This window comes from Shewanella sp. OMA3-2, assembly GCF_021513195.1.
Lineage (GTDB): Bacteria > Pseudomonadota > Gammaproteobacteria > Enterobacterales > Shewanellaceae > Shewanella.
The window spans coordinates 1,013,148-1,039,199 of record NZ_CP090974.1 but is presented as its reverse complement, the minus strand read 5'-3'; the positions used below and the strand labels follow the sequence as shown (position 1 = coordinate 1,039,199).

Annotated in this window: 23 protein-coding genes and 1 pseudogene; 5 read left to right on the top strand and 19 right to left on the bottom strand. The window is 42.9% G+C overall.

Annotated elements, in window-relative coordinates; translation table 11 throughout:
- Positions 1-18: 18 nt before the first annotated feature.
- The 8 genes and pseudogenes from L0B17_RS04610 to metB form a co-directional block, all read right to left on the bottom strand.
- The gene (locus L0B17_RS04610; RefSeq protein WP_235087933.1) at positions 19-1,386 is read right to left on the bottom strand and encodes an alanine/glycine:cation symporter family protein; all 1,368 of its coding nucleotides are present in this window, start codon (positions 1,384-1,386) and stop codon (positions 19-21) included.
- Positions 1,387-1,581: 195 nt separating this feature from the next.
- On the bottom strand, positions 1,582-2,115 hold the full coding sequence (locus L0B17_RS04605) for an SRPBCC family protein (RefSeq protein WP_235087932.1): 534 nt from the start codon (positions 2,113-2,115) through the stop codon (positions 1,582-1,584).
- A 98-nt stretch (positions 2,116-2,213) separates the two neighbouring features.
- Positions 2,214-2,465 carry a cysteine-rich CWC family protein gene (locus L0B17_RS04600; RefSeq protein WP_235087930.1) on the bottom strand — a complete coding sequence of 84 codons (252 nt, stop codon included), beginning with the start codon at positions 2,463-2,465 and terminating at the stop codon, positions 2,214-2,216.
- Between the two features lie 110 nt (positions 2,466-2,575).
- Positions 2,576-3,637, bottom strand: a complete 1,062-nt coding sequence (locus L0B17_RS04595; RefSeq protein WP_235087928.1) for a c-type cytochrome — start codon at positions 3,635-3,637, stop codon at positions 2,576-2,578.
- A 9-nt stretch (positions 3,638-3,646) separates the two neighbouring features.
- On the bottom strand, positions 3,647-4,282 hold the full coding sequence (locus tag L0B17_RS04590) for a c-type cytochrome (protein ID WP_443019938.1): 636 nt from the start codon (positions 4,280-4,282) through the stop codon (positions 3,647-3,649).
- Positions 4,283-4,420: 138 nt separating this feature from the next.
- On the bottom strand, positions 4,421-5,305 hold the full coding sequence (gene metF, locus L0B17_RS04585; protein WP_235087925.1) for a methylenetetrahydrofolate reductase: 885 nt from the start codon (positions 5,303-5,305) through the stop codon (positions 4,421-4,423).
- A gap of 263 nt (positions 5,306-5,568) precedes the next feature.
- On the bottom strand, positions 5,569-7,962 hold the full coding sequence (locus L0B17_RS04580) for a bifunctional aspartate kinase/homoserine dehydrogenase II (protein ID WP_235087923.1): 2,394 nt from the start codon (positions 7,960-7,962) through the stop codon (positions 5,569-5,571).
- A gap of 24 nt (positions 7,963-7,986) precedes the next feature.
- A pseudogene (gene metB, locus L0B17_RS04575) lies at positions 7,987-9,158 on the bottom strand (cystathionine gamma-synthase).
- Positions 9,159-9,365: 207 nt separating this feature from the next.
- On the opposite strand from metB, the gene metJ reads away from it, so the two are divergent.
- Positions 9,366-9,680, top strand: coding sequence for a met regulon transcriptional regulator MetJ (gene metJ / locus L0B17_RS04570; protein ID WP_235087921.1), 315 nt, complete (start codon positions 9,366-9,368; stop codon positions 9,678-9,680).
- Positions 9,681-9,824: 144 nt separating this feature from the next.
- Complete coding sequence (locus tag L0B17_RS04565; RefSeq protein WP_235087919.1) at positions 9,825-10,556, top strand: sulfite exporter TauE/SafE family protein; 732 nt, start codon at positions 9,825-9,827, stop codon at positions 10,554-10,556.
- Between the two features lie 23 nt (positions 10,557-10,579).
- Here L0B17_RS04565 and L0B17_RS04560 read toward each other — a convergent pair whose 3' ends face one another.
- The 3 genes from L0B17_RS04560 to L0B17_RS04550 all read right to left on the bottom strand — a co-directional run bounded on the left by L0B17_RS04560 (position 10,580) and on the right by L0B17_RS04550 (position 13,368).
- Positions 10,580-11,521 carry a pseudouridine synthase gene (locus tag L0B17_RS04560; protein WP_235087918.1) on the bottom strand — a complete coding sequence of 314 codons (942 nt, stop codon included), beginning with the start codon at positions 11,519-11,521 and terminating at the stop codon, positions 10,580-10,582.
- A 43-nt stretch (positions 11,522-11,564) separates the two neighbouring features.
- Positions 11,565-12,143: an LON peptidase substrate-binding domain-containing protein gene (locus L0B17_RS04555; protein WP_235087916.1), complete on the bottom strand. Its 579-nt coding sequence runs from the start codon at positions 12,141-12,143 to the stop codon at positions 11,565-11,567.
- Between the two features lie 169 nt (positions 12,144-12,312).
- On the bottom strand, positions 12,313-13,368 hold the full coding sequence (locus tag L0B17_RS04550) for a patatin-like phospholipase family protein (RefSeq protein WP_235087915.1): 1,056 nt from the start codon (positions 13,366-13,368) through the stop codon (positions 12,313-12,315).
- Positions 13,369-13,459: 91 nt separating this feature from the next.
- Here L0B17_RS04550 and L0B17_RS04545 point away from each other — a divergent pair, with 91 nt between their 5' ends.
- Positions 13,460-13,921: a YhcH/YjgK/YiaL family protein gene (locus tag L0B17_RS04545; protein ID WP_235087913.1), complete on the top strand. Its 462-nt coding sequence runs from the start codon at positions 13,460-13,462 to the stop codon at positions 13,919-13,921.
- 122 nt (positions 13,922-14,043) lie between these two features.
- Here the strand turns inward: L0B17_RS04545 and L0B17_RS04540 are convergent, their stop codons facing one another.
- Complete coding sequence (locus L0B17_RS04540) at positions 14,044-14,577, bottom strand: NUDIX hydrolase (RefSeq protein WP_235087911.1); 534 nt, start codon at positions 14,575-14,577, stop codon at positions 14,044-14,046.
- A gap of 231 nt (positions 14,578-14,808) precedes the next feature.
- Here L0B17_RS04540 and L0B17_RS04535 point away from each other — a divergent pair, with 231 nt between their 5' ends.
- On the top strand, positions 14,809-17,103 hold the full coding sequence (locus tag L0B17_RS04535) for an aminotransferase class V-fold PLP-dependent enzyme (RefSeq protein WP_235087909.1): 2,295 nt from the start codon (positions 14,809-14,811) through the stop codon (positions 17,101-17,103).
- 170 nt (positions 17,104-17,273) lie between these two features.
- Here the strand turns inward: L0B17_RS04535 and ltrA are convergent, their stop codons facing one another.
- The 7 genes from ltrA to L0B17_RS04500 all read right to left on the bottom strand — a co-directional run bounded on the left by ltrA (position 17,274) and on the right by L0B17_RS04500 (position 24,475).
- Positions 17,274-18,623 (bottom strand): group II intron reverse transcriptase/maturase, encoded by a 1,350-nt coding sequence (ltrA, locus tag L0B17_RS04530; protein WP_235084858.1) that lies wholly within the window; start codon positions 18,621-18,623, stop codon positions 17,274-17,276.
- A 616-nt stretch (positions 18,624-19,239) separates the two neighbouring features.
- A complete protein-coding gene (locus L0B17_RS04525; RefSeq protein ID WP_235087907.1) occupies positions 19,240-21,309 on the bottom strand; it encodes a PhoX family protein in 2,070 nt (689 codons plus the stop codon).
- 330 nt (positions 21,310-21,639) lie between these two features.
- Positions 21,640-22,530, bottom strand: a complete 891-nt coding sequence (gene atcC, locus L0B17_RS04520) for a cold adaptation protein AtcC (protein ID WP_235087905.1) — start codon at positions 22,528-22,530, stop codon at positions 21,640-21,642.
- 11 nt (positions 22,531-22,541) lie between these two features.
- A complete protein-coding gene (atcB, locus tag L0B17_RS04515) occupies positions 22,542-23,303 on the bottom strand; it encodes a cold adaptation protein AtcB (RefSeq protein ID WP_235087904.1) in 762 nt (253 codons plus the stop codon).
- The gene (gene atcA / locus L0B17_RS04510; RefSeq protein ID WP_235087902.1) at positions 23,303-23,833 is read right to left on the bottom strand and encodes a cold adaptation protein AtcA; all 531 of its coding nucleotides are present in this window, start codon (positions 23,831-23,833) and stop codon (positions 23,303-23,305) included. Before atcA ends, atcB begins: the two co-directional genes overlap by 1 nt.
- A gap of 7 nt (positions 23,834-23,840) precedes the next feature.
- Positions 23,841-24,125 (bottom strand): cold adaptation protein ActJcold adaptation protein ActJ, encoded by a 285-nt coding sequence (gene atcJ, locus L0B17_RS04505; protein ID WP_235087900.1) that lies wholly within the window; start codon positions 24,123-24,125, stop codon positions 23,841-23,843.
- 170 nt (positions 24,126-24,295) lie between these two features.
- A complete protein-coding gene (locus tag L0B17_RS04500; RefSeq protein WP_235087898.1) occupies positions 24,296-24,475 on the bottom strand; it encodes a DUF5694 domain-containing protein in 180 nt (59 codons plus the stop codon).
- A gap of 230 nt (positions 24,476-24,705) precedes the next feature.
- Here L0B17_RS04500 and L0B17_RS04495 point away from each other — a divergent pair.
- Positions 24,706-25,874 (top strand): IS3 family transposase gene (locus tag L0B17_RS04495; protein ID WP_235084953.1). Its coding sequence is split into 2 segments (ribosomal slippage): positions 24,706-24,952 and positions 24,952-25,874, totalling 1,170 coding nucleotides; the frame shifts between segments, so codons are not numbered across the junction.
- The last annotated feature ends 178 nt before the right edge of the window (positions 25,875-26,052 follow it).

Genomic DNA, 26,052 nt, shown 5'->3' with positions numbered 1-26,052 from the left:
GTTTATAGTGCTGACGCTTTATACTTTCGCTTTTTTAAGTGCTTTTTGTTTTGCAAAATACTCGCGGGTTAACCCGAATACTACTGGGCTTAATAACATTAATGCGATCAAGTTTGGTAGCGCCATCATGGCATTTAACGTATCAGCTAATAGCCAAATAAACTCTAGTGAACTAATTGCCCCTATCGGCACAACTAAGGTAAATATTAAACGGAATGGCTTAACGGCTTTATCACCAAATAAGTACTGCACGCACTTTTCACTGTAAAAGCTCCAACCCAAAATGGTGGTAAATGCAAATATAGCCAATGCAATTGCCACAATGTAATTACCCATTGGCAACGCATGGGAGAATGCCAGCGAGGTCAAGGCTGCACCATTTTCACCCGATGTCCACGAGCCAGAAACAACAATGGCTAAGCCGGTGATAGAACATACAATAATGGTGTCGATAAACGTACCTAACATTGCTACTAGGCCTTGTTTAACTGGGTTATTGGTTTTTGCCGCAGCGTGGGCAATTGGTGCACTGCCTAAGCCAGCTTCATTTGAAAATACCCCACGTGCCACACCAAAACGAATCGCCGCCCAAACAGCTGCCCCAGCAAAACCGCCTTGGGCAGCAACGGGATTGAATGCACTATGCACAATCAGCTCAAACGCCGCAGGCACTTGATCAATATAAACCACTAATACTGCAAGTCCGGCAGTGATATAAAATACCGTCATTAATGGCACAAGCTTGCCTGCAACTTCAGCAATACGCTTAATACCGCCCATTAACACTGCGCCAACTAATACCATTAGCACCACACCCGTAATCCAACTCGGCACACCAAAGTTACTGCTTAATGCGTCTGCTACCGAATTTGATTGCACAGTATTACCAATACCAAACCCTGCAAACATACCAAAAAACGCAAAGGCGGTACCCAACCAAGCCCACTTTTTACCTAAGCCATTTTTGATGTAATACATAGGGCCGCCAACATGATCGCCATTGCTGTCAGTTTCACGAAACTTTACCGCTAATACCGCTTCAGCAAATTTGGTTGCCATGCCCACTAATGCGGTACACCACATCCAAAATAAGGCGCCTGGACCACCGATTACAATTGCGGTAGCAACACCAGCAATATTACCGGTACCGATAGTGGCAGACAGCGAGGTCATTAATGCATTGAAAGGGCTCACATCGCCTTTTTCACTTTCGTCAGTGACCGTTCTGCCTGACCATAGTAATTTAAAACCTGTGCCTAACTTGAGGATTGGCATGAACTTTAAACCAATCGATAAAAATAACCCAACGCCTAATATCATCACCAGCATGGGAATACCCCAAACGATGCCGTTAATATTATTGATTAAAAGTGTGATCGCTTCCATTTAACATCCCATGTTTAACTAAATTATTATGTTTATTATTATTTATGTTTTATTAATGCTGAAATCTATCGAACCCGAAGCATTATTTGCAGCAATTTTTTAGAGTACCTTGATTAAGCAGATTTTTGCAACAATCAATCTAGCAAAAACCAACTCACGATACGGCAAGCCATTAAACCGCTATTGGATGATAATTTATTTCTCAAGCACCACTTTAAGTGTATCTAATCCTTGCTGTAAATCTGCACCAATCATGGTTTCAAAATCGATGAATAAAAACATTAAGTTCATTGGGTAATCCATATGCCCACTAAATCCCCAGCGCACTTCAGTTTGATTGTCACCTAAAGCTTCGGTCGTCATATACGCAGGCTCAGTTGACTCAAATGGTGATAGAAATCGCAGTTCAAAATCAATTCTTTGACCTTCAGCAATGGCTTTAATCTCTTGTTCACCCATACCCACATCGGGGTTATCACTTGACCAAGCGGATACAAAACCTACAGTAGCATCTGTACCTTGATACGTTTTTTGCATATCAGGGTCCATCATGGCCCATTTACTGAAGTTATCTTGATTCTTCAGATGTTTTACATAATCAAAGACCTCGGCAATAGGTTGATTGATAACAATCACTTTTTCGACTTGATAACTTTTTTTGATAAATAAAGCTGCAATAAATGGAATGGCGATAATAGTGGCAAGCACTATGAGAATTTTCTTTATCATTTTAGGTATCCTCATTGTTAGTTAGCACATCAGTATACTCATCAACATCGCGTTAACAACAAATAGTTAACAATTGAATTTACGGCTAAATGATCAATTTATGGTTTAAAAATTTGTACTGCAGCTGCAGCTAATGCAGGTTGGAACATTAATGCTATTTGAGTTAAACATGATGAACAGACACATTGGTCTGCATTGATGTTAACTTGAGGATGCTCTAACAGATAGCGCTGGATCAGTTCTACCGCAGAATAATCTAGCGATAAACACCAACAAGTTGAAATATCCTGCCCGCTTGCCATCATACATTGGTTCATTTGATCACAGATTGGACAATTGATTGCAGACAAAGACATACCTTTGATAATTGTTTATTAAATAAAAAATGTTAATCGATAACAGACAAAAGCTTACATCGCCCAGCTTGACAAACTCAAACTAGAACGATGTAAGTTATACACTATTTTTTCGGAAAATTAGCAGAAGAAGCGCTACCTAATATTGTTCCTGCAACGCTTTGACCATAAAAACCATCATGTTGATGATATTGACCTTGCGTGTCAGCCACATTACCTTTAAACCTTGGGTCTTGAGGTCGGTCTTGCGAATTAATATACGCCGCGACGTCCCAAGCTTGCTGAGGTGTCAGTTGGATACTTTTACCTAAAGGCATGTTTTCATAAATAAAATCTGCCGCTGTATTGACTCTGTGCATGCCTGCCCCCCAATTAAAACTTTGTGGTCCCCATACTGGTGGCAGAGCGGCAACCCCGGCAATAATCTGTCCTTGACCATCTTGCCCATGACAAGACTGACAATGTGCTTGATAAACCACTAAACCACGTTCTGGCGAATAAGCTTGCGCTGCTTTAGGCACTTTGGGAAAACCGCGCCCGGGTAATTGCGCTAATGCATTGTGATCCATTTTACTTGAAATGGCATCAGGTAAAATAAGGTCATCGCGTTTTGCCCCTTTAACCAACTCACTATCACTTAATTCAGCCACAGGGCCAGCAACATTGTGCTGCAGCATTAACCCAGACATGCCCAACCAATAGGAATAAGCTGACAACGCGACTAATTCTTTACTGCCTGATTCTGGCGCTTTGCCATTCATCGAATAAGTAAAACAGCCTTGTAAGCGTTCTTCAAAACTATTCACTTTATCGTTTTTTTTACGGTAAGCCGGATAAGCAAAATATGCCCCCCACAAAGGTGAGGCATTGGCTTTGTTGCCTGCATTAAGGTGACAATTAACACAATTAAGTTGATTGCCGACATACTTGTCACGCAATTGCTGAGTATTAACAAATAATTGATAACCTAAACGAACCTTGTCACCAAACTCACCTACGGGTATGTCTGACAATGCTGCTGGCTGGAGGTATGTCTGTCCAGCTTGCTTAGACACAGAGGGTAAAGCTTGTTGGCGATCAGGCAATTCTGTCGCAACGACTGTAGCGCTCATTTGCAAACTACACAGTACCGCAGCGCCTAAGATGATGTTCAATTGAAATTTCATGGCGTATCCTTACTTAAGCGAAGTAAAATAGTGCGCAAGTGCATCTATCTCGGTTGCGGTGAGCTTACTGGCAACCTTACCCATTACATTATCAGTATCGCCTTTGCGAGTGCCTTTTTGCCAAGCTTCAAGCTGACTTTTAATATAGCTGGCTTGTTGACCCGCTAAGCGTGGAAATAACTCAGCACCCACAGCTGAAGGACCATGACAGGAAAAACAGGCGGGAATATCACGCGACCAATCCCCTTGATAAGCTAACTTTTCGGCGGGTTCAGTCATAACCAGCTTATCACCACGGTAACGCAGCGTAACGTGGTCGACCGGTTGAGATGCAAAATAATCCGCTACCACTTGAATTGCGTCACCCTGAACCATCATTGCCATTGGCTGCATCAGGGGGCTTTGTCGACTTCCCGACTGAAACAGTTTGATCTGCTTAACCATATAAGCTGCTGATAGCCCTGCTAGCTTTGGTCCAGCAACATCCATTCCCTGCCCTTGAGCACCGTGACAACTAACACACATCTGTGCGGCAACGGGCACTGTTTGTGGTGCCTCTTTGGTTGAGGAGTCAGGAGTTGATGCGCTTGCAGGTAAACTAATTACACAGCTAAAAAATATTGCAGTGATGATTGTTTTATTCATCATTTCATCCTTCATGAATCTATACCTTGACATAAACTATAGATGATTATTCTACTCAGTATGTGATTAATACAAAAAAGCCTCCATAGTGATGCTATAGAAGCTTTAGTGAGTATCTAAAATGACAACTTAATGACGCTACTTAGGTCGCACACCTAAAGTATGGCAAATAGCGTAAGTTAATTCAGCACGATTTAGCGTGTAAAAATGGAAGTCTTTTACCCCTTCGCGGGCCAATACTTTTACAGTATCAATGGCAACGTTGGCACCGACTAATTGGCGCGTGGCAGGGTCATCATCTAAGCCTTCAAACTGACGGTGTAACCATTGCGGTATGGCCACATTGGTCATATCGGCAAAACGCTTAGTTTGCTTAAAGTTAGTGACCGGTAAAATACCTGGCACAATCTCAACATCAATACCAGCGGTAACACAGCGGTCGCGAAAACGAAGGTATGACTCAACATTGAAAAAGAACTGAGTAATAGCACGGTTTGCACCTGCATCAATTTTTTTCTTTAGGTGAATTAAATCAGCTTGAGCATTACGCGCATCTGGATGCACTTCAGGATAAGCCGCGACCGAAATATCAAAATCAGCGACCGAACGAAGTAAACGCACTAAATCGTTGGCAAAGCGAGTCGGCTTTGGACTGCCATCAGGTAAGTCACCACGCAGGGCGACAATATCTTTAATGCCTGAATTCCAATAATGTTTGGCAAGTTCAATCAGCTCTTCATCACTGGCATCTACTAACGTTAAATGCGGCGCTGCAATTAAATTGGTTTCCTTTTGAATACGCTCAATAACACTATGAGTGCGGTCACGCACGCCTGAATTAGCACCATAAGTCACTGAAACAAACTTAGGATTTAACGGTTCTAAACGGCGAATAGAATTCCATAGAATAGTTTCCATTTCTGGTGTTGAAGGTGGAAAAAACTCAAATGACACGTTGATATCACCTAACTCAGATAAGCTCTGATTTAACGACTGTGAGTGTTGGGCGTGATGAAAAGCCATTTTCTATTTCCTTCAACTGCTTCGATGCGGACATCGATGGATTTAATACTCGGATGAGACTGTCTATTACTTTACTAGAAATCGGCTACGGACGTTTAGACGTCCATATGTCTACATAGTAATTTAACTGACCATGATGTCAAGCGTAAATATCCATTGAGTCGGTATAACTAAGATGAAGAATGCTCAATTTGAAGATAAAAAAAAGCAAGACTCAACTGAGTCTTGCTTAATGAAACTTGATTACTGTCAAAGCAAGGTTATTATTCTTGTAGCAAGTCGCGGCAGATATGCACTAAATCAGACTGAACCGCTGCAGCGGTAACCTCTCTGCCTGCACCTGGACCGCGAATAATCAGTGGATTACCTTGATAAAATGCACTGCGGATAACAAACACATTATCACCGGGCGTTAAGTTGGCATACGGATGATTACTGTCTACCCATTGAATACCCACCTCTGCTTTTAATTTACCACCCACTTTGTCCAATGCTGCCACATAACGGAGTACTTTATTTTGCTCCGCTGCGGCCAAAAATTGCTGCAACATACCTGCATCAAGTTCAGTAATGCGCTTTAAAAAGTCTGTTACAGTCAGTTTTGCTAGCGCCTCTGGTACTAATGAATTAAGGGTAATATCTTCTAACTCAATTGCTAAACCAATTTCACGCGCCAAAATAAGCAATTTACGTTGCATGTCTCGGCCCGATAAATCATCACGGGGATCAGGCTCTGTAATACCCAGCCCTTTGGCCTCAAGCACTAACTCAGAAAAGGGTTTGCTGCCATCGTAGTTTTCAAATAACCAACATAAAGTACCTGAAAAAATACCGCCAACGGCTTCAATCGTGTCACCGCTATTACGTAAATCATTTAGTGCATGCTGAATAGGCAACCCAGCGCCACAACTGGCATTGTAACGCCAGAACAAGCGTCGATTACACAGCTGCTGCTTTAGCTCCCGATAAAAAGGCAATGGTCCTGAACCCGCTAATTTATTAGCACTAACCACATGAATACCTTTAGCGAATAATTGTGGGTATTGTAAGGTCAGGGCCGCACTGGCGCTGATATCAAGTGCAACTACCTCGTCACAAGACAGTTGTTCTAATTGATCAAACAAACTGTCATAGGTCCATTCTGTGCCTTGTTGTTCATATTGTTGCTGCCAGTGGTCTAAATTAATCCCGGCATTATCAACTAAGGCTTTTTTAGAGCTCACCAAACCCACTAATTCAACCGTCGCTTCTAAGTCTTTATTTAGTCCAAGACGAGCACGTTTAAATAAATCAATCCAAGCCTCACCAATATTACCTACCCCCAGTAGTAGCACACCTATGCGCATTCTTGGGCCTGCACAGCGGCGATGTATCTTTTGAGTCAGTAGGCTCACCTGCCCCCGCGGTACCAATGTCACTAAACTTAAGCCATCTTGATAGACAGGTTTGGCGTCACGGCTTAACAAACGGGCAAAGCTTTTGCGGTATAATTCTGCATCGGCACTGACCAAAGCCACTAGCCCCAGATCACACTGCACCTGCAATTGCGTAATATCAAACTCAAGGGTTTGAGCCACTAACAAGGCCTGCACTTGCTTTTGCCTTTCTAAGGTAAAAGCAAATTCATACTTATGTTGTGCCAATGGCCAATAAGCCAGCGGGGTTAAACCCGCTGCGGTCAACAAGGTTAACAAAGGCTCTATATCTGCAGCGGCTTTAAAACTAAATAGCACGACTTCATTTAAACTGGTTACCACAGGGGCGCTCGCTGACGAACTATGGGGCGCAATCAAGGTAAAATCTGTGTGAGAGGCATAGCTTGAGCGTACCGCTAAACTCACTTCAGTATTGAACAAAGGCTGTAATGTACGAGAATGCAGTACCGGAGAGCCCAGTCTAGCTAATCGGTCGGCTTCAGCCAAAGACATACTTTTTAGCAGTTTGGCATCATTAATTTTATTCGGGTCGGCATTAAATACCCCTTCAACATCGGTCCAAATTGTCACCCGGTCAATGTCCGCCAAACTGGCAATTAATGTCGCGCTATAATCAGAACCATTGCGCCCAAGTAATAACGTTTCACCTTGGCTGTTGGCACAAATAAACCCTGTAATCACTAGACGCTCATTAGGGTGAGCGGCTAACAAAGCCTGTACCTTGGCGCGCGACTCATCAACCCTAATGTTAGGTACAGCGTCTTCATCAGCGACCAGTATTGAACAAGCATCTACATGGGATGACGCAACACCAGACTCACGTAATAACGCGGCCATTAATCTTGCTGACCAACGTTCACCAAAACTCACCACATGACTAATTTGATATTCATTGCGCTGTTCAAGCGATAATAAGCTGATCAACTGTGACTTATCAGTCGACAAACGCTCACGTAAATCACGCGCTTGCTCATTAGATAATAATTGTTCGATTAAGGTTTGCTGATAGCCGATTAAGACCTGTAGCTCTTCTTGCCATAGCTGACCGGTTTCACGCAAGTTGAGCAGCTTATATAAAAAGTTAGTACTTTTGCCTGCCGCTGAAACAACAATCAAATCATCGCTGTGACCATGGGTGAGTAAAATGTGGGCGACTCGGCGATAACAATCTGCATCAGCAAGACTTGAACCACCAAATTTATGTAAATGACCACGCGCCATGTATAACTCCTTAAACGACAACTATTATAGCGCTGCGACTGCAGCTAATGCGGCTTCAATATCTGCCACTAAATCTTCACTATCTTCAATACCAACAGATAGTCTCAATAATGTATCTTTAACACCAGCCTCAAAACGGGCTTGGGCATCCATTGCTCTATGGGTCATGGTTGCAGGAACGGCGACTAAACTTTCCACTCCGCCTAAACTTTCAGCAACACTGAACAGGGTTAACGCATCTAAAAATGCCACAACCTCTGCTTCCCCCCTTTTAGCTCGAAACTGAGCATAGCGCCGAAGCCTTTTTGCTGTTTTTTAGCAATGTCATGCCCAGGATGATTAGATAACCCTGGATAATACACTTTTTCCACCACAGGACTTTGACATAACACATCAACTATCTGTTTTGCATTGGCTTGATGTTCACGAATACGCACCGCTAAAGTACGAATACCACGTAAGGTCAGATAACTGTCAAACGCAGATCCTGTTAAGCCTAAGGTATTTGACCACCAATGCAATAGCTCACCCAATTCAGGTGATTTGGCCACTACGGCGCCACCAACCACATCACTGTGTCCATTGATGTACTTAGTGGTCGAATGAATCACAATGTCAGCCCCTAAGTTAAGTGGCTGTTGTAATATTGGCGATAAAAAGGTGTTATCCACGGTCACTAATGCACCGACTTGCTTAGCCGCTTCGGCTATTGCAGCAATATCCACCACCCGTAGCAGAGGGTTGGAGGGGGTTTCTAACCACACCATTTTAGGTTTTTTCGCTATCGCTGCCGCCAATGCTACAGCATCAGTTTGATCCACAATAGCCAGTTTAAACTGACCTTTTTTGGCTAGATTAGTAAATAAGCGATAACTGCCGCCATAACAGTCGTGGGGCACAACAAGTAAGTCATCAGGGCCAAGTAAATGAGTGACTAAGGTAATCGCTGCCATACCAGTACATGTGATGATACCGCTGGCACCTTGCTCTAATTTGGCTAAGGCTTCGCCTAAAATACAACGTGTTGGGTTGCCTGAGCGGCTATAATCAAATTCACGTGGATTTTTATGGCCTTCAAAAGAATAATTCGTCGATAAATAAATAGGTGGCACCACAGCGCCATGTTGGGTGTCACTTTCTATGCCTTGGCGAACGGCTATTGTTGCACTGCTATGTGCTTTAAAAGGTTTGGTCATGGGTGACTCCTAACATTACGAACACACACACAGATGTCTAGATGGCTAAATCTACCTAATAGAAGTGCTTAGGTCAACAATAATAGACGTTTAGACGTCTAAACATCAAGAAATCTATTTGCAATGTACATTAAAACACAGCAATAATTTGACTAGAGATTGTAAGAGTTTAAAATCTGCACCGTATTTAAAGTTAAGGGTGAATGAATGACTGAGTGGAATGGCGACTATATTAGCCCATATGCCGAGCACGGCAAGAAGAACGAGCAAGTAAAAAAAATCACTGTATCAATCCCTTTAAAAGTTTTAAAAGTATTGACCGATGAACGTACCCGTCGACAAGTAAATAACTTGCGCCATGCGACTAACAGTGAATTGTTATGTGAAGCATTTTTACATGCTTACACAGGCCAACCATTACCTGATGATAATGATTTATCAAAAGAGCTCCCTGATAGTATTCCGCGCGAAGCGAAAGCCTTAATGGATCAAATGGGGATTGAATGGGAAGATTTGGAATAATCTGACCACGCGTCTTTTCTGACTCGATTTCATTCCTGCACTTTCCACCACATTAAATTGCCTTACTTGAGGTAGTTTACTTTGGTGGATTGTTGTTTTTAGGCTGCGGGGAAGTAATATCATCCCGTTTTTGAGAGTAACTGAATGTTATTTGTTGATCCTACAACCCTACTGCTTGCCTCACTGATTATTTTTTGTGGTGCATTAACCCAAAGCCTGATTGGATTTGGGTTAGCCGTTGTTGCCAGCCCATTATTGTATATTGTTGACCCGCAGTTAGTGCCGGTCCCCGTGATAGTAATGGGATTTTCTATATCACTGATGACCTTATTTCGTGAGCGCGGCCACTTACAATTTAATGGCTTACAATATGCGTTAATTGGACGTGTTCCTGGTGGTTTTTTAGGGGCAAGTTTATTATTATTTGCACCACAAGCCGTGCTAGGCCTTGCTATTGCAGGCATCGTATTTACCGCCGTTTTACTTAGTGTTTTTAAACTTTCAGCCCCCGTTAATCGTATCACTTTATTTATCGCCGGTTTTGTATCAGGTATCTTTGGTAATATTGCCGCCATTGGCGGGCCACCTATGGCTATTTTATTATCGGGTAAAGATGCGAGCCAATTTCGCGCCGCGTTATCAGCATTTTTTATCTTTAGTTCTATGATTGCATTGGCTATTTTGGCATCTGTAGGCTTAGTAGAAAGCAAGCATATTGGCTTATCATTAATGCTGCTACCGTCAGTTATTGCTGGGTATATTATTGCTGGGCGAATTGTTGGACGAGTCGATAAAAACAAAACCCGCAAAGCAACGTTAGTATTATGTACGCTTAGCGCATTGCTATTAACGATAAAGTCGTTCGGTAGCTTATAAAATTCTGATTTAAATAACTTAGATCACACGCTCAAACCTTCACAGCACCAGTCATTATCTTCACCTGTGATAGGGTCAACAAATTGCAGGCGTTGCGCTAATAACTGCAAGGGCTTATCAAACTCATCTTCGCTTTTGGCCTGTAAGCTGGGGTAAAAACGGTCATGCAGTAGCGGCAAACCTAAACTTTGCATATGTACCCGTAACTGATGGGTTTTTCCGGTAACGGGCTCAAGCTCAAACAAGCCTAGATTATTGCTAACCTTGAGCAATTTTATCTCTGAGTGACTATTACTGAGTCCATCAACTATTTGCATAGTAAAGCTTGGCTGGCCACGTTCGAGCCGATTTTTAACCGTCCAATGTTGCGGTATTATCGTTTGGGCCGATAAAAAACCTTGCGATAACTCCGCCACGGCTTGATAGGTTTTTTTTATTTTATCGTCAAGAAAAAGCTGATGATAGGCATGGCGAGTGTCTGGATTAACCGTCATTAACATCACCCCTGCGGTATCTTTATCCAATCGATGCGCTGGCGCTATGGTGTCGATACCTGTTCGAATACGTAAACGATGCACTAAGCATTCATTAACGTAATTACCACCGGGAGTCACGGGTAAAAAATGCGGTTTATAGACAATGATTTTATGATCGTCCTGATAAAGAATTTGCTCGGTAAAGGGCACCTTTCTTTCAACTGCAACTTCACGATAGTAATAAACCCGCTTAGTGGCAATAAATTCACTTCGGTGATCAATCAATTGACCATCTTGCCAATGTACCTTGCCCTCTTTAATACGTTGATCCCACGCTGAAGGAGGTATTTGTGGAAATTTATCAATCAAAAAAGCCAATACAGTAGAATAAACTGGACTGGATGCACTGGCACGAGGTAAGACTACATAGGACGGCTGCGCTGCTATAGCGCCAGTAGATGAAGGTGACTGGTGAGAAAATATCGACATAAAAAGTATCAGGGTACCGAATAGATACCCTTATATTATCAGGTTATACGTCAACATGGGATTTTAGTAATTGCAGCACAAAGTCCATCGCTTTGTGACAATTGGGCTGTTCTACCAAACGTAGCTTATCGCGACTGTACATGGGCAAAACCTCTAGCCAACGCTGACTTACCCAGGTTGCATCTTCTAAATGAATTTGTGAATACAAACCCAGTAAATCGGGATTAACTTCATAAAACTGTTCAAGCGCTGCACTAATAATTTCAAACTTACCTGCTATTGGCTCATGGCACCAATTCTGACAAGGCAAAGTGCGTGCTATCCACACGCCATTACGTTGTTTAGCCGCCGATAAGACTCTTAAGCGCTGTTTACCTTCTAGCACAATACTCAACGACTTATCTTCTAATTGATGAAAGTCGATAATTTCACACTCTGTGACACTGCGATAACAGGGCAGTTCACTTTTTGCTTTTTGCGCTGCCATCGCCAAACCATATTCACCTTTAAGCACTGAGGCCACCAGCGCTAATTCAGCAGGAAACGCTACCCTAAACTCGAGCCGACCATTGGGCAGTAATACCGCATCTTGTATCAGTAAAGCCATTTCACGGGTTTGCATTTTCGCCTCCTACACCATAAAGGTGAAGCACCACAAAAAGCGAGCATCAATAAGATGCTGCGTTATATGAGTGTAGTCAAAGGTGAAAAAACCAACAATAAACTGAGATTAAATAATGCTAATGTACGATCTGAAATTCAACTGACAGTGTTCCGTAACCCCTAGTCATTTACCACATCTCAAGATGATCCATCACAGTACCATTAGCCACAATCGTTGCTAGCTCATCCGCTAACATTTGACTTTGTTTGATACTTGTTTGCCAGTAATCAATACGAGATTGAGTATCAAGATGCTTAAAGTCTTCACGACCTGGGATTTTGCCATAGGGTAGTGAAGCAATAAATTCAGCCGATGGTGCCAAAATAAGTGCATTGTGATAATTACTGCGGGCTTTACGCCATATCAATGACTTATCAAACCAACCAGGGCTCATATGCGGATAAAAGTGTGGATATAAGGTTAAGCCGCTTTCTTTGGGTAAGGGCAAATCAAAGTGGTAATCGGTAATACCCCCATCGTAATACTTACCTTTTGGCAGGCCATCAATTTCACGTACTGGATCCAATAACAACGGAATTGACCCTGTGGCAAGCATTGCCTGGCGAATATTTGTTTCAATAAGTGCCATTTGCTTGGTTGGTAAGTCTTTTAAGCGCCCAAACGGAGATGCGGCATCTTTATGGCTCAATAGAATGCGTTCAAAATGCCACGCAATACTTTTACGATTTACGCTATTACTGGCCGCAGCTAAGGCCAAACCAATAGCAATACCCACCTTAGATTGACTACTATTAACATGGCGGGCACGACAGGCAATAATATGATCTCTAAATATCGGGTTGGCAATAATATCGGCCCCCGCTTTGTCACCTAAAATGCCATCAACCACACCCTGTACTTGCTGAGTGACTTGCTCTCTTGTTGGCACCTCGTCATAACGCTGATTAATATAAAAATGCTCTAATCGCTCATAGGCTGCTAAAGGGTTTTCTTGGCCTAAACAGGCCAAACGCCATGCCCCTGAAGAGGCGCCAAGCATATACAAAGGGTCTTCACGCCCCTTAAAAAACTCACCAAAAATATACTTATCTAGCCCAGCAACACTAATCCACTTAGGACCACCTGAAGCGGCTAATAGCTGAGTAAACATAGCTTGCTGTAGACCTTGTGCTTCTATCTGTTTAAAAGCGGTCTCACCGGCAATAAGCCGTAATGCTGACAAATGTTGATCCTCTAATACTTGAAGAGTTGAAACAGTGATATTATTGCCACACTATGACACTTTCACTGCTGAATTATTCATTGGAACTCTTATGATTGTTGACACTTTAGCAAATCGCCACCTATATACAAAACTGCATCCGCGTTTAGCATCGGCATTAGCGCATTTAGCCGAAACAGATTTTACCACCAAACCTGTTGGTAATTATGAATTAGACGGTAAAAACCTGTTTGTCATCGTTAATGATTATGAAACTAAACCAAGAGAGCTTGAGTCTTTTGAAGTGCATCAGCAGTATATTGATGTGCAATATGTAGTCAGTGGCGCAGAAGAATTTGGTTATTTACCGTTAGCGGATCAAACACCGTCTAAGCCGTATTATGATAAACATGATTATGCCGAGTTCGACTTTGAATCAAATAAACAAGATGCTGCGTTTATTGCTTTAAAAACCGGTATGTTTGCTATTTTCTTCCCTGGCGATATGCACATGCCTGGTACTTTAGCCACACCTCAAAAAGTGCGTAAAGTGGTGATTAAAGTCCGTATTTAACTGTCCGTATTTAACTGTCAGTATTGACCTGAAAGTTAACTGCGAAATGTCATAGCTAGCATTGAATGAATGCTATTCCTTATCCTACTCGCAGCGACTTTTACCACAAAGTCGCTTGCTGTTTAATTCAATAATTCTTGCTTAATCAACTGCAATAAAAAGGTTTCTCTTTCTATTGATAAGCCTTTTTTATCACTGTTGGCGATAGTTGCCAAATTATGGGTAATCGCGGTATCAATATCAATCCACATCGGGGTCATACCATTATTGATCTCGTGTGCCTCAAACTGGGTATCGCCCAATTTATCTTCAATTTGACACACATAACAGTAAGACAGCATATTAACCGACTCAAAGCCGTCACGTCGCCATGGGCGGTATTCTTGATACACACCAAACGGAATAATGTCGCCAACAATATTGGCACCGGTTTCTTCCCGCAGCTCACGCACTAATCCTTGTTCGATATCCTCACCAGCATCGACTCCGCCACCCGGTAGCGAGTAGTCATGATAACGCTGGGTATATAAGATTAAAATATCATTACCACGCAGCACAATGGCGCGGGTGGCCAAACGGGTCAGCATAGTTGACGGATTATTATCGATAAATTCGGCTGGCGTATCAGGATGATAATAAGTGATTAAATGACGCATCTTAGGGCCTACTGCTAAAAAAATGCATCATACGTTGCAAGATGCTCAGGTTCAAGAAGGCGCTTATTAATCGGTTTTAAAACAATGACACTAAAAATGCTTTAACAAATTGTTCGCCATAGATTTAGGCTTGTAACTGATTAATAAACTGCTAATATAACCAAACGAAATTACATATAACAAAAAGAAATAAACAATTTCACCCTAAAAAATCAAGCAGAGTTTATCTAAATGAACAATAACAATGACCTAAGCCAAATTTACCTCGATGCTAATGCAACAACCCCAGTACTGCCTCAAGCCGCCAAAGCTGCACTTTCTGCGATGGAACAGCTATTTGGCAACCCGAGCTCAAGCCATATTACCGGCTTACGTGCCAAGGACTTAATGGAACAAACCCGCTGTAAAGCTAAGCAGGTTTTAGGCTCTGAAAAAGGTAGAATTATTTTTACTAGCGGCGCAACCGAAGGTATTCAAACAGCTATTTTGTCGGCATTAATCAGTGCCAGAGATACCTTAAAAGCCACTCAGCAACAAGGTAATGATTACTATTTACTCTATGGCGCAACAGAGCACAAAGCGGTACCTGAGTCGCTTAAGCATTGGAATGCCTTGCTAGGTATCAATGCAAAACTTATTGCCATTCCGGTGGATGGTTATGGTAACTTAGATCATGCCTTTATTAGCCAATACGCCCCCAAATCATTAATGATTTGTACTATGGCGGTGAATAACGAAACTGGCGTATATCAAGACCTCAAGGCTTTAGAAACTACCATTCGCCAAGCGAATAAATCTATTTTTTGGCTAGTTGACTGCGTACAAGCGCTTGGCAAAATATCGCTGAATTTAGCTCAAACCAGCATCGACTACGCACCTTTTAGCGGCCATAAATTGTATGCGCCAAAAGGTATTGGTTTTATTTATATTCGAGAAAATGCCCCGTTGACAGCGGTTATTGCTGGTGGTGGCCAAGAAAGCGGCCAGCGTTCAGGTACAGAAAACCTGCCCGGCATGGCGGCGATGAGTGTTATTTTCGACCAACTGATTTCGACTGAATCCTGTTTTGCTAATCATCAAACCTTATATGCATACCGTCAACAACTTGCCGACACATTAATTAAAGCTTTTCCGCAAATAGTGTTTAACCACAGTTTTAACAACAGCGTGCCCACCACACTAAACTTTGCGATTAAAGGCTTTAGCAGTAAAGAAATAATGGACTTATTTGACGCCGCTAATATTCGCGTTAGCTCTGGATCAGCTTGCTCATCTAAAGTTACCCGCAGCTTTGTGTTAGATGCGATGGGCTTACCTGCTTGGCAAAGTGAGTCGGCTATCAGGCTGTCTTTTGGCCCAGCCATGACCCAGGTTGAAGTTGATCACGCTTGCCAACGTATTATCAGTACCGCCCAAGCGTTAACCCAAAGTTGTATGGTGTTAGATGGTGCCAATATTGATGATAAAACCCCTTTAAATGGTTTAGTACAATTACGCTCAGGAGCGAGCTGTACATGGATATATGTCGATGCGGCGTCAAAACATGCATTGATTATTGATCCCCTGCCTGAATTAACAGAGCGTTTAGACACCTTACTGCAATGTCAGCAATTAGCACTAATGGCCATTATTGATACCCACGGCCATGCTGACCATGTTTCAGGACGGGTATTACTGGCGAAAAAACATCCGCAAAGCATTCAGTGCGACGGACTAGGTTGGCCACAAACCACTTTATTCGTCACCGACCATGATCGCCAATTTGAATATATTAAAGTGGCTGATAAATGGTTAGTCAAAGTGCCTACGCCTGGGCATACCAACGACAGTATTAGCTTACTTTTGTGTCAACCTTTAACCGGCTCAGACACGTTAGCCAGTAACACCTTATTTGCTTTTTGTGGTGACACTATTTTGATGGGCACCTTAGGCCGAACAAATTTTGACACTAGCTGTGCGATATCCATGTATGACAGCATTCAATTACTCAGCAGCGTCTTAGCACCACAAAGTCTTATATGTGCAAGCCATGATTACCAAAACGAATTTGCCACCCATTTAAGTGCGGAATACCTGCGTAATCCGCTATTACAACAGGTAATACAGAACGCCATCACGGTTGATGAGTTTGTAGCGAGTAAGCTAATACTCGACAGCCAACTCAACGATCAAACTGGCAGTGAAATACTTTGCGGCGCATTACCTATAATAGCTTGCAGCAAATTTAAACCGATAAAAGAATATTCGGCGACTAGTTTAGCTATCGCCTTAAACTCACCTAAGGTTAAATTACTTGATATACGCGAGCCACACGAGTACGCCTTACAGCATACTGCCAAAGCTTGTGAAAATGTGCCTTTAACACGTTTAGTACAATTTATGCAGCAACATCAGCAAGATAAAGACAGTGAATGGGTATTAATTTGTCGTAGTGGCAGTCGTTCACTTGTGGCCGCTCAAGCTATGCAGCGTCTGGGGTTTTCACATATCGCTCACCTAAAAGGCGGTTATGCACTGGCTCACTAGTTAAGCCTGTACTTTGTCGCATCTATTGATTTGGCGATCGATGCGTTTACGCTGGCTGGGCCTATTGAAAAAACGTCATACTCAGCTAATCGGGTAGCCGGAGGTATCTAGCCTCCAGCCCCCACACCACCCTGCATGCGGCTCCGCACAGGGCGGTTCATTTAGAACTCCTAACTCACTTTTGGGTTAGGATAATGAACTGCGATCCATCCATCTCTTAGTGAATATAATCCTGCTTTCTTCAGGTACTCATTACTCAGCGCTTGCTGTATCCCTGGTGTTTTCGAACTTCGCCATGGACCTTTGCTTGTGATCCCACAACCAACAGCCACTTGGATCCTGACGCCACGCTTAAGTAAGTTTTGTACCTTAGTCCGTGGTTTTCGCCACTGACGCCAGTAACACATACGAACACGACGTCGGATCCAATGGTCTAAATCGACACACCCTTGATAAGCGTTAGCGATGCCAAAATAATTGATCCAGCCTTGCATGTATTGACGCACTTTAAATAGCTGATAACTCATACTCACGCCCCAATTTCGGTTCGTTAGTCGTCTCATCTTTTGTTTGAAAATGTGTAATGTTTTAGCATGCCACTGGATCTTGCCTCGGTTAAATGTAAACCCAAGAAACTTGCTTTGAGCGACCTTAACCACTTGGCTTTTCTGTTCATTTACAACCAGTTTTAACTTAGTGGCAAGGTATTGAGTAATACTCTTGAGTACCCGTTCGCCAGCGCGTTGAGATTTTACCAATATGATAAAATCGTCCGCGTAGCGGGCGAATTTGTGCTCTCGGCTTTCCAGCTCTTTATCCAGACTATCCAACATAATGTTAGAGAGTAATGGCGAGAGTGGACCGCCTTGAGGCACACCTTCAAAGCTTGCTTCAAATTGGTCATTGACCATCACCCCTGCTCGTAGGTACTTACCGATAAGCGCCAACAGACGCTTATCCTGTACCTTGCTCCTCAGCTGAGTCATCAAGAGATCATGATTAACTCGGTCAAAGAACTTAGACAGATCAACATCAACGGCAAATTTGCGTTTCTGTTTGATGATATCCCTGACTTGCAGTACCGCTTGTTTAGCATTTCTGTTCGGCCTAAAGCCAAAGCTATTAGTCGAGAAGAATGGGTCAAACAGTGGCGTGAGTATTTGTGCAATAGCTTGCTGTATCACACGGTCAATGACGTTAGGGATCCCCAATTTGCGTTTACCGCCATCGGGTTTGTCGATCTCTACGCGCCTGACCGCTGAGGGTTGGTATTCACCTCGCTCTAATTGAGATTTACACTGTTGCCAGCCGCCTTGTTGCATCCAGAGCGGGAAGGCTTCGATGGTCATGCCATCGATGCCCGCTGCACCTTTATTGGCTTTAACTTGACGCCAAGCTCGGTGTAGATTTTCAGGTTCGAGCAGTTGTTGAAATAGATCGCGGTTGAAGGCCGGTTGCATATCAATACGCTGCCGATAGTAATCGTCTGGCGACGTAGTGGGTATCGACAAGTTTGACAAGACTCCTCCTTCTTCTAAATGTTCAGGCCTTCACCATGTCCCAACCATTACGATGGGCGTTGGGCTACTATGCCGTCTGCTGACTTCTGCTTAATCACATGTCAAGTTACCTCGTCATGCGCTATCGGTTTCCATCTGATTCGCTCTTTTCAGTCGATGAAATTGAAAAGCCAAGGCACTTAATAAACCAGAGCCTTACTGGTTAATGACCAATCGCGTGTTAAGCAGATCTCCCCAGATAAGAACATGAACTTTCTTTGCACTGCTGCATCATTTACGGTGGCCATTAGATCACGTGGTTTCGTCGTCTTGTGCCAACTCACCTCTAGCCTACGCCTCATATGATGTTCTTGTTCATCAGCTCGCAAATTTGCTAGCGGCTTCCTCCGGACCTAACCTCGCGATTAAGCCCTTGCCATTCGCTAGTAGTTAACGTTTAATAACAGTATGTTATTTAAACGGTGACCTTCCTACAGAGGACTTTCACCTCATTAGTTCATGCCCATGCTGGGCGTACACAATAAAAAGGCCCTAAGACTTTACGTCTAGGGCCATTTTATTAACATTCTGCACCGTTAAATAGTTGCTGCTAAGTAAGGCTATTTAATCAGTGTGATTAAATACCGATTTCGCCGCCATCATTTTTACGGATCATCACAGTCGCAGCGCGAGGACGTAACTGAGTACCCGCTGGAGTAACTTCGGTGGCGTTATTCGAGTATGGCCAGTTGCCTGGATGCTGAATATTAACAAACGCTGTTTTATAATCTGGCGTGATAGCAAAGCCTGTTACTTCACAATCATTAGGGCCAACAAAGAAGCGCTTTAACTGTGCTTGTGTTTCTGCACTAATCACTTGTTGCTTACCATCTGCATCAACCAAAGTAGATGGCACAACCGCTAGCATTTGATCATTAGTATAAGAGGTCACTTCATCAGCACCGTTATCGGTTTGTACCCATAAAATACCGCGAGCATCAAACGCTAAACCATCTGGGCTAGCAAATTGATTTAAGTCGTCCAAGCCTGACAAGTTAGTATCAGCATCGCCGTCAGCAGGAGCGCCAAATACAAAGATATCCCAGCTAAAATCGGTAGCTTTATCGCCTTCGTCCCAACGAATGACATGACCAAAACTATTCTTCAAACGTGGGTTGGCTGCATTTGCTTCAGTACGTTTAGTGTTATTAGTCAATGTTAAGTAAACACTGCCGGTAAACGGGTCTACTGTTGCCCATTCAGGACGGTCCATTGGTGTGGCACCAACCAAGTCGGCTGCGCCGGCTGTGTTTAGAATAATCGCTGCCTGTGAATCAAAACTGCTGGCTAAGGTGCTGCCATCTTTTGTTACGGCATCTAGGGTTAATGGTAACCACTCACCCACACCGTCTTCGCTAAACTTAGCCACATACAAGGTGCCAGCATTCATGTACTTATCACCCATCGCAATGCGATTGTTGGTATTCGCATCTGCTGCTGTCCACACCGCATCAGAGACAAACTTATATAAGTATTCAAAACGAGAGTCATGACCAGAATAGAAGGTAATTGGTTTACCTTCTTCTAACTTACCAAAAGTACACCCTTCATGGCGAAAACGGCCTAATGCGGTACGTTTAACTGCGCGTGAATTGGGGTTATATGGGTCAATTTCAACAATATAGCCGTGGCCGTTAGCTTCATTACGGTAGTCTTGACCGGCGCTGCTACCTGAAGGCGTAATGTTAAAACGCGCAAATTCATCGAGTCGTTCATCATCATCACCCGCTAGATGATCCCAGCCATAACGGGTATCTGAAGTTGAAATACCAATGCGTGATTGGTCTGCTGGTAATGTGCCTTTATTGACAAAGTAACCTGGCCAGTTTTCTTCACAGGTTAAATAAGTGCCCCAAGGCGTGCTGCCGTTACCACAGTTATTTAATGTACCGCGAGCCTGGCTGCCATCGGGTGAATAACGTGTTTCTAAGTAACTGGTATAAGCCATTGGCCCCGCAATATCCATTACGCTAGCACCAGTGAAACGGCGATTATGGGCATCATTGCTAACCACTTCCCACATGCCGTTATTCAGCTTAATGCGCACAACAGATACGCCATGGGCATTAATCTCTTTGCGAATTTCATCAATTATGGTGCGCTTGCCATTGGCATCAAAGGTTGGTCCTGTTGGGTGCAGCGCATCTTCATCAATATATTCATGGTTAATACAGAGTAAACCATCATCATTTGAGTCATTTAGTGGGAAAAAATGCATACCATCATGGTGCATACCCACAGAGTTTGCTTGGTCTTCACCTGTATTAGTGCCATCGGCTTTCCATGCTGCTGCTTTAGCATTTAGTGGCGTGCCCCAAGGTGCAAGCACATAGGCTGAATAACCGGCAGGAATAGTCACTGCATCGGTTTTTGAACCCGCAATAGACTCAAAACCTAACACTGCTGAACTTTTTGTTGGCGGCGTTGGAGTCGGTGTAGGTGTCGGAGTCGGCGTTGGATTAGGGGTTACTGTATTATCGTCTGAGCCACATGCGGTTAAACCCACACCGGCGAATGCGGTCATCGCACCTATCCCTAGGCCTCTTTTAACAAAGTTACGACGAGATAAATGTTTTTCCATCACCTGTGCAAATGGTGTGTTATCGCTTTGGTTAAAACGTCGTGGATCAAATGTCGCTTTGCTCATAATATGTCCTTTGAATGTCTAGGTGTTTTCAAGATCGTTGTCATCTGCAACAAGTAAACTTTCTTTTTATAAGATTAGTTTCCGGACATAAGATAAGCGGGATTTATGACAATTGAGCATCAATTAGATGACAGAAAGATGGCAATTAAAAGACAGGAAAGTGTCGTTAAAAAAATAGCGACCCAAGGTCGCTATTTTTTGTTGAGGCTAAAGTGAAATTAAGTTGAGACTAGGTTGAGACCATATAACACCGTAAACACGATTACGTTAGCAGCGTCTAAACGCTAGCTGTTTCTATAAATCCAACTCTTTTTATAAAACCAACTTTCTTTATAAGTCCAAGTATAGCGGCCAACCCAGTAAGCCGTGTAGGCCTTCTTTTTGCTCAAAGCGCTCAAGCTTTTCGATACTGGCACCTTGCATTTGCAACTCGCGATAGTTTTTTGCAAAACTTAAGGTACGTAATAAACCTTGAATGTAATGCTTGCTCAAATCTTGACGAATTATCTCGGCTAACTCTTGGGGTAATTTACTCAGGGCACTTTCAGTTTGCGCCATCAAGTAATCGCCATTAAACCAAGCATCATCAAGCTCAATTTTACCTAAGCGTTTTTTAAGATCTTGCCTTACACCGCGATCGGCAAATAAAGTGCGATAAATAACCGCTTCAGCCAACACAGCTTCAAGATTTAGACAATCTAAAGGGTCGTGATCTGAAGTGACATAAAACGCCTGCAATAGCGCTTTAATACCTTGTTGGCGCTGATGCTCAGTTAACGCACTTTGATAGCTTTGCCAACCTAACCATTCCTCCATATCCGGAGGGCTAGACACATTTTCAAGCAAGCTTTCGCTCACATCACCATAAAGTGACTTATTGGTGTTCAAGCTGCTTGCGTGGGTGAGTAAACTCCAGCCCTTTTGAAAGCATTTCAGCACACCATCTGGACTTTGCAGTAAAGGCAGCGACGTTGCCGGCTCTTGTCCTGTTAGCGCAATAAGCCCTATGCTGACCACACCAATAACATCATGGGCGGCATGTTCTAACAAGTGCACTTTATGCTTGTTATAAAACTTATCGGCCAGCTTAAGGCTCATTAAAATCGCCTTAGCTTTTATTTGTTCAAGCTGTTCTTGGCTTAGCGTGTTTTCACTTTGACCGTAAGCGATGACCTTTGACAGGTATGGCCCTTGATTTGGGTCCCGTAATGCCAGTTGCATAGTTGGCATCCTTAATCTAAAAAGCTAAACATATCGTCAACTTCCGCATATTCATCGGCCACTTGGTTTTTATCTTTCGCCTGTAAAACCAATTCATTAACGAACTTAGCGATGATTTGTTCCCAACCAGAACTTTCGTTGCGCAGTAAGTTCTTAATCGACTTGGCAACCTCTGGTGTAAGCTCTTGAATAAGTGCCATTAAGCTGCGTGGATCATCCATACTAAGGCTGTGCGACTCTTCACTGGCATGCCAGTTGTCGTAACCCACTGTGGTGCCATCATCTTCATCGTCATAATTATCACGTTCTGGTGAACCTTCCTCTGCTTCACTGGGCGCAAGAATAAGCTCAATGAAAGGAATGGATAAATAGAACAAACCAGCGGGATCTTCAGCAATACATTCCAAAATAGCGGCTTGTTTTTCTTCGCTGCCTTGAATGCGGATTAAATACGTTAAAAACTCAAAGGTATGCGCAAGCAGCTCATCGGCATTGGTTTTTATTTGTTCTTCCCAATATAAGGGTTGCTGACAAACGATGTCGCGAATTTGCTCTGGGCTCATCAACTCAGACATGATTGACGGGCAAGAAATGTCATGATGGCTGTTGATTTGCGTCAAGGTAACGATATCCATCAGCTCAATAACGTCCACAAGTTGGGCGTCGGTCATGGTATTAGCGATAATCTCAAAACGCTTGCTGGCTTGCTGTGGTTCAACGTCCGCAAGTTGCTTTATTTCTTGAGCGGCAATTTCAATCAAACTGGTTGTCATTATCTGTCCTCATCATCGTATTGATCGTAATAGCCTTCTTCATCGCTATCATCGTCATCATCGTCATAGTCGCTATTAGATTGACCGTATTCTTCGTCGTCATCTTCATGTGCTGGCTTGGCTTTTTTCTGCGAGCCATTGGCTTCTTGATTCAGCAAATATAATACCGCGCAACTTTCAATCAGTAACGACTCACCTTGGGCACGCACAGCTTGCACTAACGGTATATCGCTATTATTAAACGCAATACTGACTTTAAATTCGTCCCACTCTGGCTGAATAGCGTTATCAATCCAATGCGCCCACTTAAGTTGAGCATCAGCGGCAAACTTAACCTGGCCAAAAAGGGCAACGGGTAAGTATTCAGGTACTGAAGACAGCATGCTGATATCGGCCAGTAAAATTTCTTTTATCTGACGAGAAAAATTCTCTAATGCCTTTGGTGTATCAGGATCGTTATATGACTCGATATTGTCATAGGCATTGTTTTTAAGCTCATGGATACGAGCAATATTTAATGATTTGGCCATGGGATACTCAAGGGTAAAATTGGTCCCACAGCTCGCGCATTGCGGCAGTAGGATCGGTCACTATCACGTTATTAAAGTCTTTGATGAATGCGTTTCTAAGCTTTTTATCACTTAGCACGTCATAAGCTTGCTTCACTCTTTGCAGTTGCACTGCTGCTTGCTGCCGTTCTTCATCTGAGGCTAAGAGTAGTTTATCTGGATGATACTTGTTGGATAAACGTTTATAGGCTTTTTTAATTTCATCTTCTTTGGCACTGGCTTTAACACCCAGTACAGTGAAGTGGTTAATCATAAAGGTTACCTGTAGGCGAAAAGCTGTCGATAGATATCACATATTTTAAGCGCGTATTCTAGTCTTTCTCCATCACTGGTTTTGGTTAATCCGCGACAATGATAGAGGTAGAATATCGGATCGGTGATGATAACAGAAACAGCCCTAATGCAGCAATCAAGATGCAAGGGCTAATTACCAAATGGAGTCAGTGCTAACGGTTGCAAATACAAGGCAGTGTCCACCATTTCAAACTTAGGGCTACGGTTGATAAACTCCTTCAGCATAGCGGTGTGTGCTGAGCCCATCAAAATGAACACTCTATCTTTTGAATGCATTTTTATTCGATTTAAATTGGAATAAATTTTCATAAAACGCCACTTTGGTAGCATCATTGGTCGCGCCAAGTGAAAACTACCAAAATTTAATACCTTAATCTTATTAGCCTGCTCAGACTCGGCGGTTAACGATAATGCTGTCGAAGCAGAACTACAGCCGGAGATCAGTAATACAGCAAATAAGATGATGCCTTTGATTATGACGTGGTTTAATTGATACGACTAACCCAGTTAAGACATAATTGATTTAACTGGAGATTCAAATGAAAACACGTAAATCCTATTCAAAAGAATTCAAGCTTGATGCCATTACACTGGTAAGAGAGCAAAATTACAGTATTGCTGAAGCCGCTAGAAATTTAGAGGTGACTCCTCAACTGCTCGGCCGCTGGATAAAAGAAGCAGAAAATGATGATGGTCATGCATTTAGAGGCAACGGCAAGCTGACACCTGAGCAGGAAGAGATCCGCAAGCTAAAGGCACAAGTAAAGCGCTTAGAAATAGAGCGTGAAATATTAAAAAAAGCGACGGTCTTCTTTGCCAAAGAAACGAAGTGAAATACGCGTTTATTACCCAAAATAAGAAGATCTGGCCTGTGATATTAATGTGTCACGTGTTGGGTGTGAAAAACAATAATTACTACAGCTATCAAAAGCGGAAGTCTCAGTCACCTGTTGATACAGAGCATCAAGAGATGTTGCAGTGGGTTAAGGATATTGCCGAGTTTAGCGATAACACCTACGGACAAAGACGCATTCAAAAGGCATTGAATTCCCTTGATTACCCTGTTGGGCGTAGGAAAACATCGCAACTGATGAAAGAAGCAAACGTTTGGGTGCGCTATAAAAAGAAGTACAAAGCAACAACCAACAGCGGCCACAAGAAGCCTATATATGAAAATGAGCTTGAACAGGATTTTGATGTTCAATGCGCCAATCAAGCGTGGGTTCAAGATATTACGTACATATGGACTGCCGAAGGATGGCTGTATTTAGCCGTCGTAATCGATCTCTATTCCCGTAAAGTTGTTGGTTGGAGTATGGGCAGCAGAATGAAGGCACTACTCGTTTGTGATGCGCTCACAATGGCTATATGGCAACGAAAACCTAAAGCTGGATTGATAATACACTCAGATCAAGGTGTTCAATATGCGAGCCATCAATATAGACGAATACTGAGGCTGCATAAGTTTGTCGGCAGTATGAGTAAAAAAGGATGTTGTTGGGATAATGCAGTAGCTGAAAGCTTTTTCGGAAGCTTGAAGCAGGAACGAGTTCATTGGCGCAATTATCGAACACGCTACGCAGCTCAACAAGATGTCTTGAATTACATCACTATGTGGTACAACAGCCAACGGATGCATTCATACCTTAATTACCAAAGTCCCAATGAATTTGAGCGTACGGATAAGCCGTTAACAGAAGTGGCGTAACGAACTTAACTAGGGTGACCGAATTCAGTTGACCAGGTCAGTATATCAACTCCGAAATGACAACTGTCTTAAAAAAACATCGACACTCAACAGTAAAAATTAAACCCATTTTTATCATAAACTAACATAACGGATTTAAGATTCTTTATAAATTAGGTCGTTACCCAGAATCCGTAAC

Excerpts from the sequence above, each read along its gene's own strand:
- atcJ (WP_235087900.1), bottom strand. The coding sequence starts at position 24,125 with ATGATTAACCACTTCACTGTACTGGGTGTTAAAGCCAGTGCCAAAGAA.
- L0B17_RS04565 (WP_235087919.1), top strand. The coding sequence starts at position 9,825 with ATGTTATTTGTTGATCCTACAACCCTACTGCTTGCCTCACTGATTATT.
- metJ (WP_235087921.1), top strand. The coding sequence starts at position 9,366 with ATGACTGAGTGGAATGGCGACTATATTAGCCCATATGCCGAGCACGGC.
- metF (WP_235087925.1), bottom strand. The coding sequence starts at position 5,305 with ATGGCTTTTCATCACGCCCAACACTCACAGTCGTTAAATCAGAGCTTA.
- L0B17_RS04560 (WP_235087918.1), bottom strand. The coding sequence starts at position 11,521 with ATGTCGATATTTTCTCACCAGTCACCTTCATCTACTGGCGCTATAGCA.
- L0B17_RS04535 (WP_235087909.1), top strand. The coding sequence starts at position 14,809 with ATGAACAATAACAATGACCTAAGCCAAATTTACCTCGATGCTAATGCA.
- L0B17_RS04590 (WP_443019938.1), bottom strand. The coding sequence starts at position 4,282 with ATGAATAAAACAATCATCACTGCAATATTTTTTAGCTGTGTAATTAGT.
- L0B17_RS04525 (WP_235087907.1), bottom strand. The coding sequence starts at position 21,309 with ATGAGCAAAGCGACATTTGATCCACGACGTTTTAACCAAAGCGATAAC.
- L0B17_RS04595 (WP_235087928.1), bottom strand. The coding sequence starts at position 3,637 with ATGAAATTTCAATTGAACATCATCTTAGGCGCTGCGGTACTGTGTAGT.
- atcA (WP_235087902.1), bottom strand. The coding sequence starts at position 23,833 with ATGGCCAAATCATTAAATATTGCTCGTATCCATGAGCTTAAAAACAAT.
- L0B17_RS04540 (WP_235087911.1), bottom strand. The coding sequence starts at position 14,577 with ATGCGTCATTTAATCACTTATTATCATCCTGATACGCCAGCCGAATTT.
- L0B17_RS04580 (WP_235087923.1), bottom strand. The coding sequence starts at position 7,962 with ATGGCGCGTGGTCATTTACATAAATTTGGTGGTTCAAGTCTTGCTGAT.
- atcB (WP_235087904.1), bottom strand. The coding sequence starts at position 23,303 with ATGACAACCAGTTTGATTGAAATTGCCGCTCAAGAAATAAAGCAACTT.
- atcC (WP_235087905.1), bottom strand. The coding sequence starts at position 22,530 with ATGCAACTGGCATTACGGGACCCAAATCAAGGGCCATACCTGTCAAAG.
- L0B17_RS04500 (WP_235087898.1), bottom strand. The coding sequence starts at position 24,475 with ATGAAAATTTATTCCAATTTAAATCGAATAAAAATGCATTCAAAAGAT.
- L0B17_RS04555 (WP_235087916.1), bottom strand. The coding sequence starts at position 12,143 with ATGCAAACCCGTGAAATGGCTTTACTGATACAAGATGCGGTATTACTG.
- L0B17_RS04605 (WP_235087932.1), bottom strand. The coding sequence starts at position 2,115 with ATGATAAAGAAAATTCTCATAGTGCTTGCCACTATTATCGCCATTCCA.
- L0B17_RS04545 (WP_235087913.1), top strand. The coding sequence starts at position 13,460 with ATGATTGTTGACACTTTAGCAAATCGCCACCTATATACAAAACTGCAT.
- L0B17_RS04610 (WP_235087933.1), bottom strand. The coding sequence starts at position 1,386 with ATGGAAGCGATCACACTTTTAATCAATAATATTAACGGCATCGTTTGG.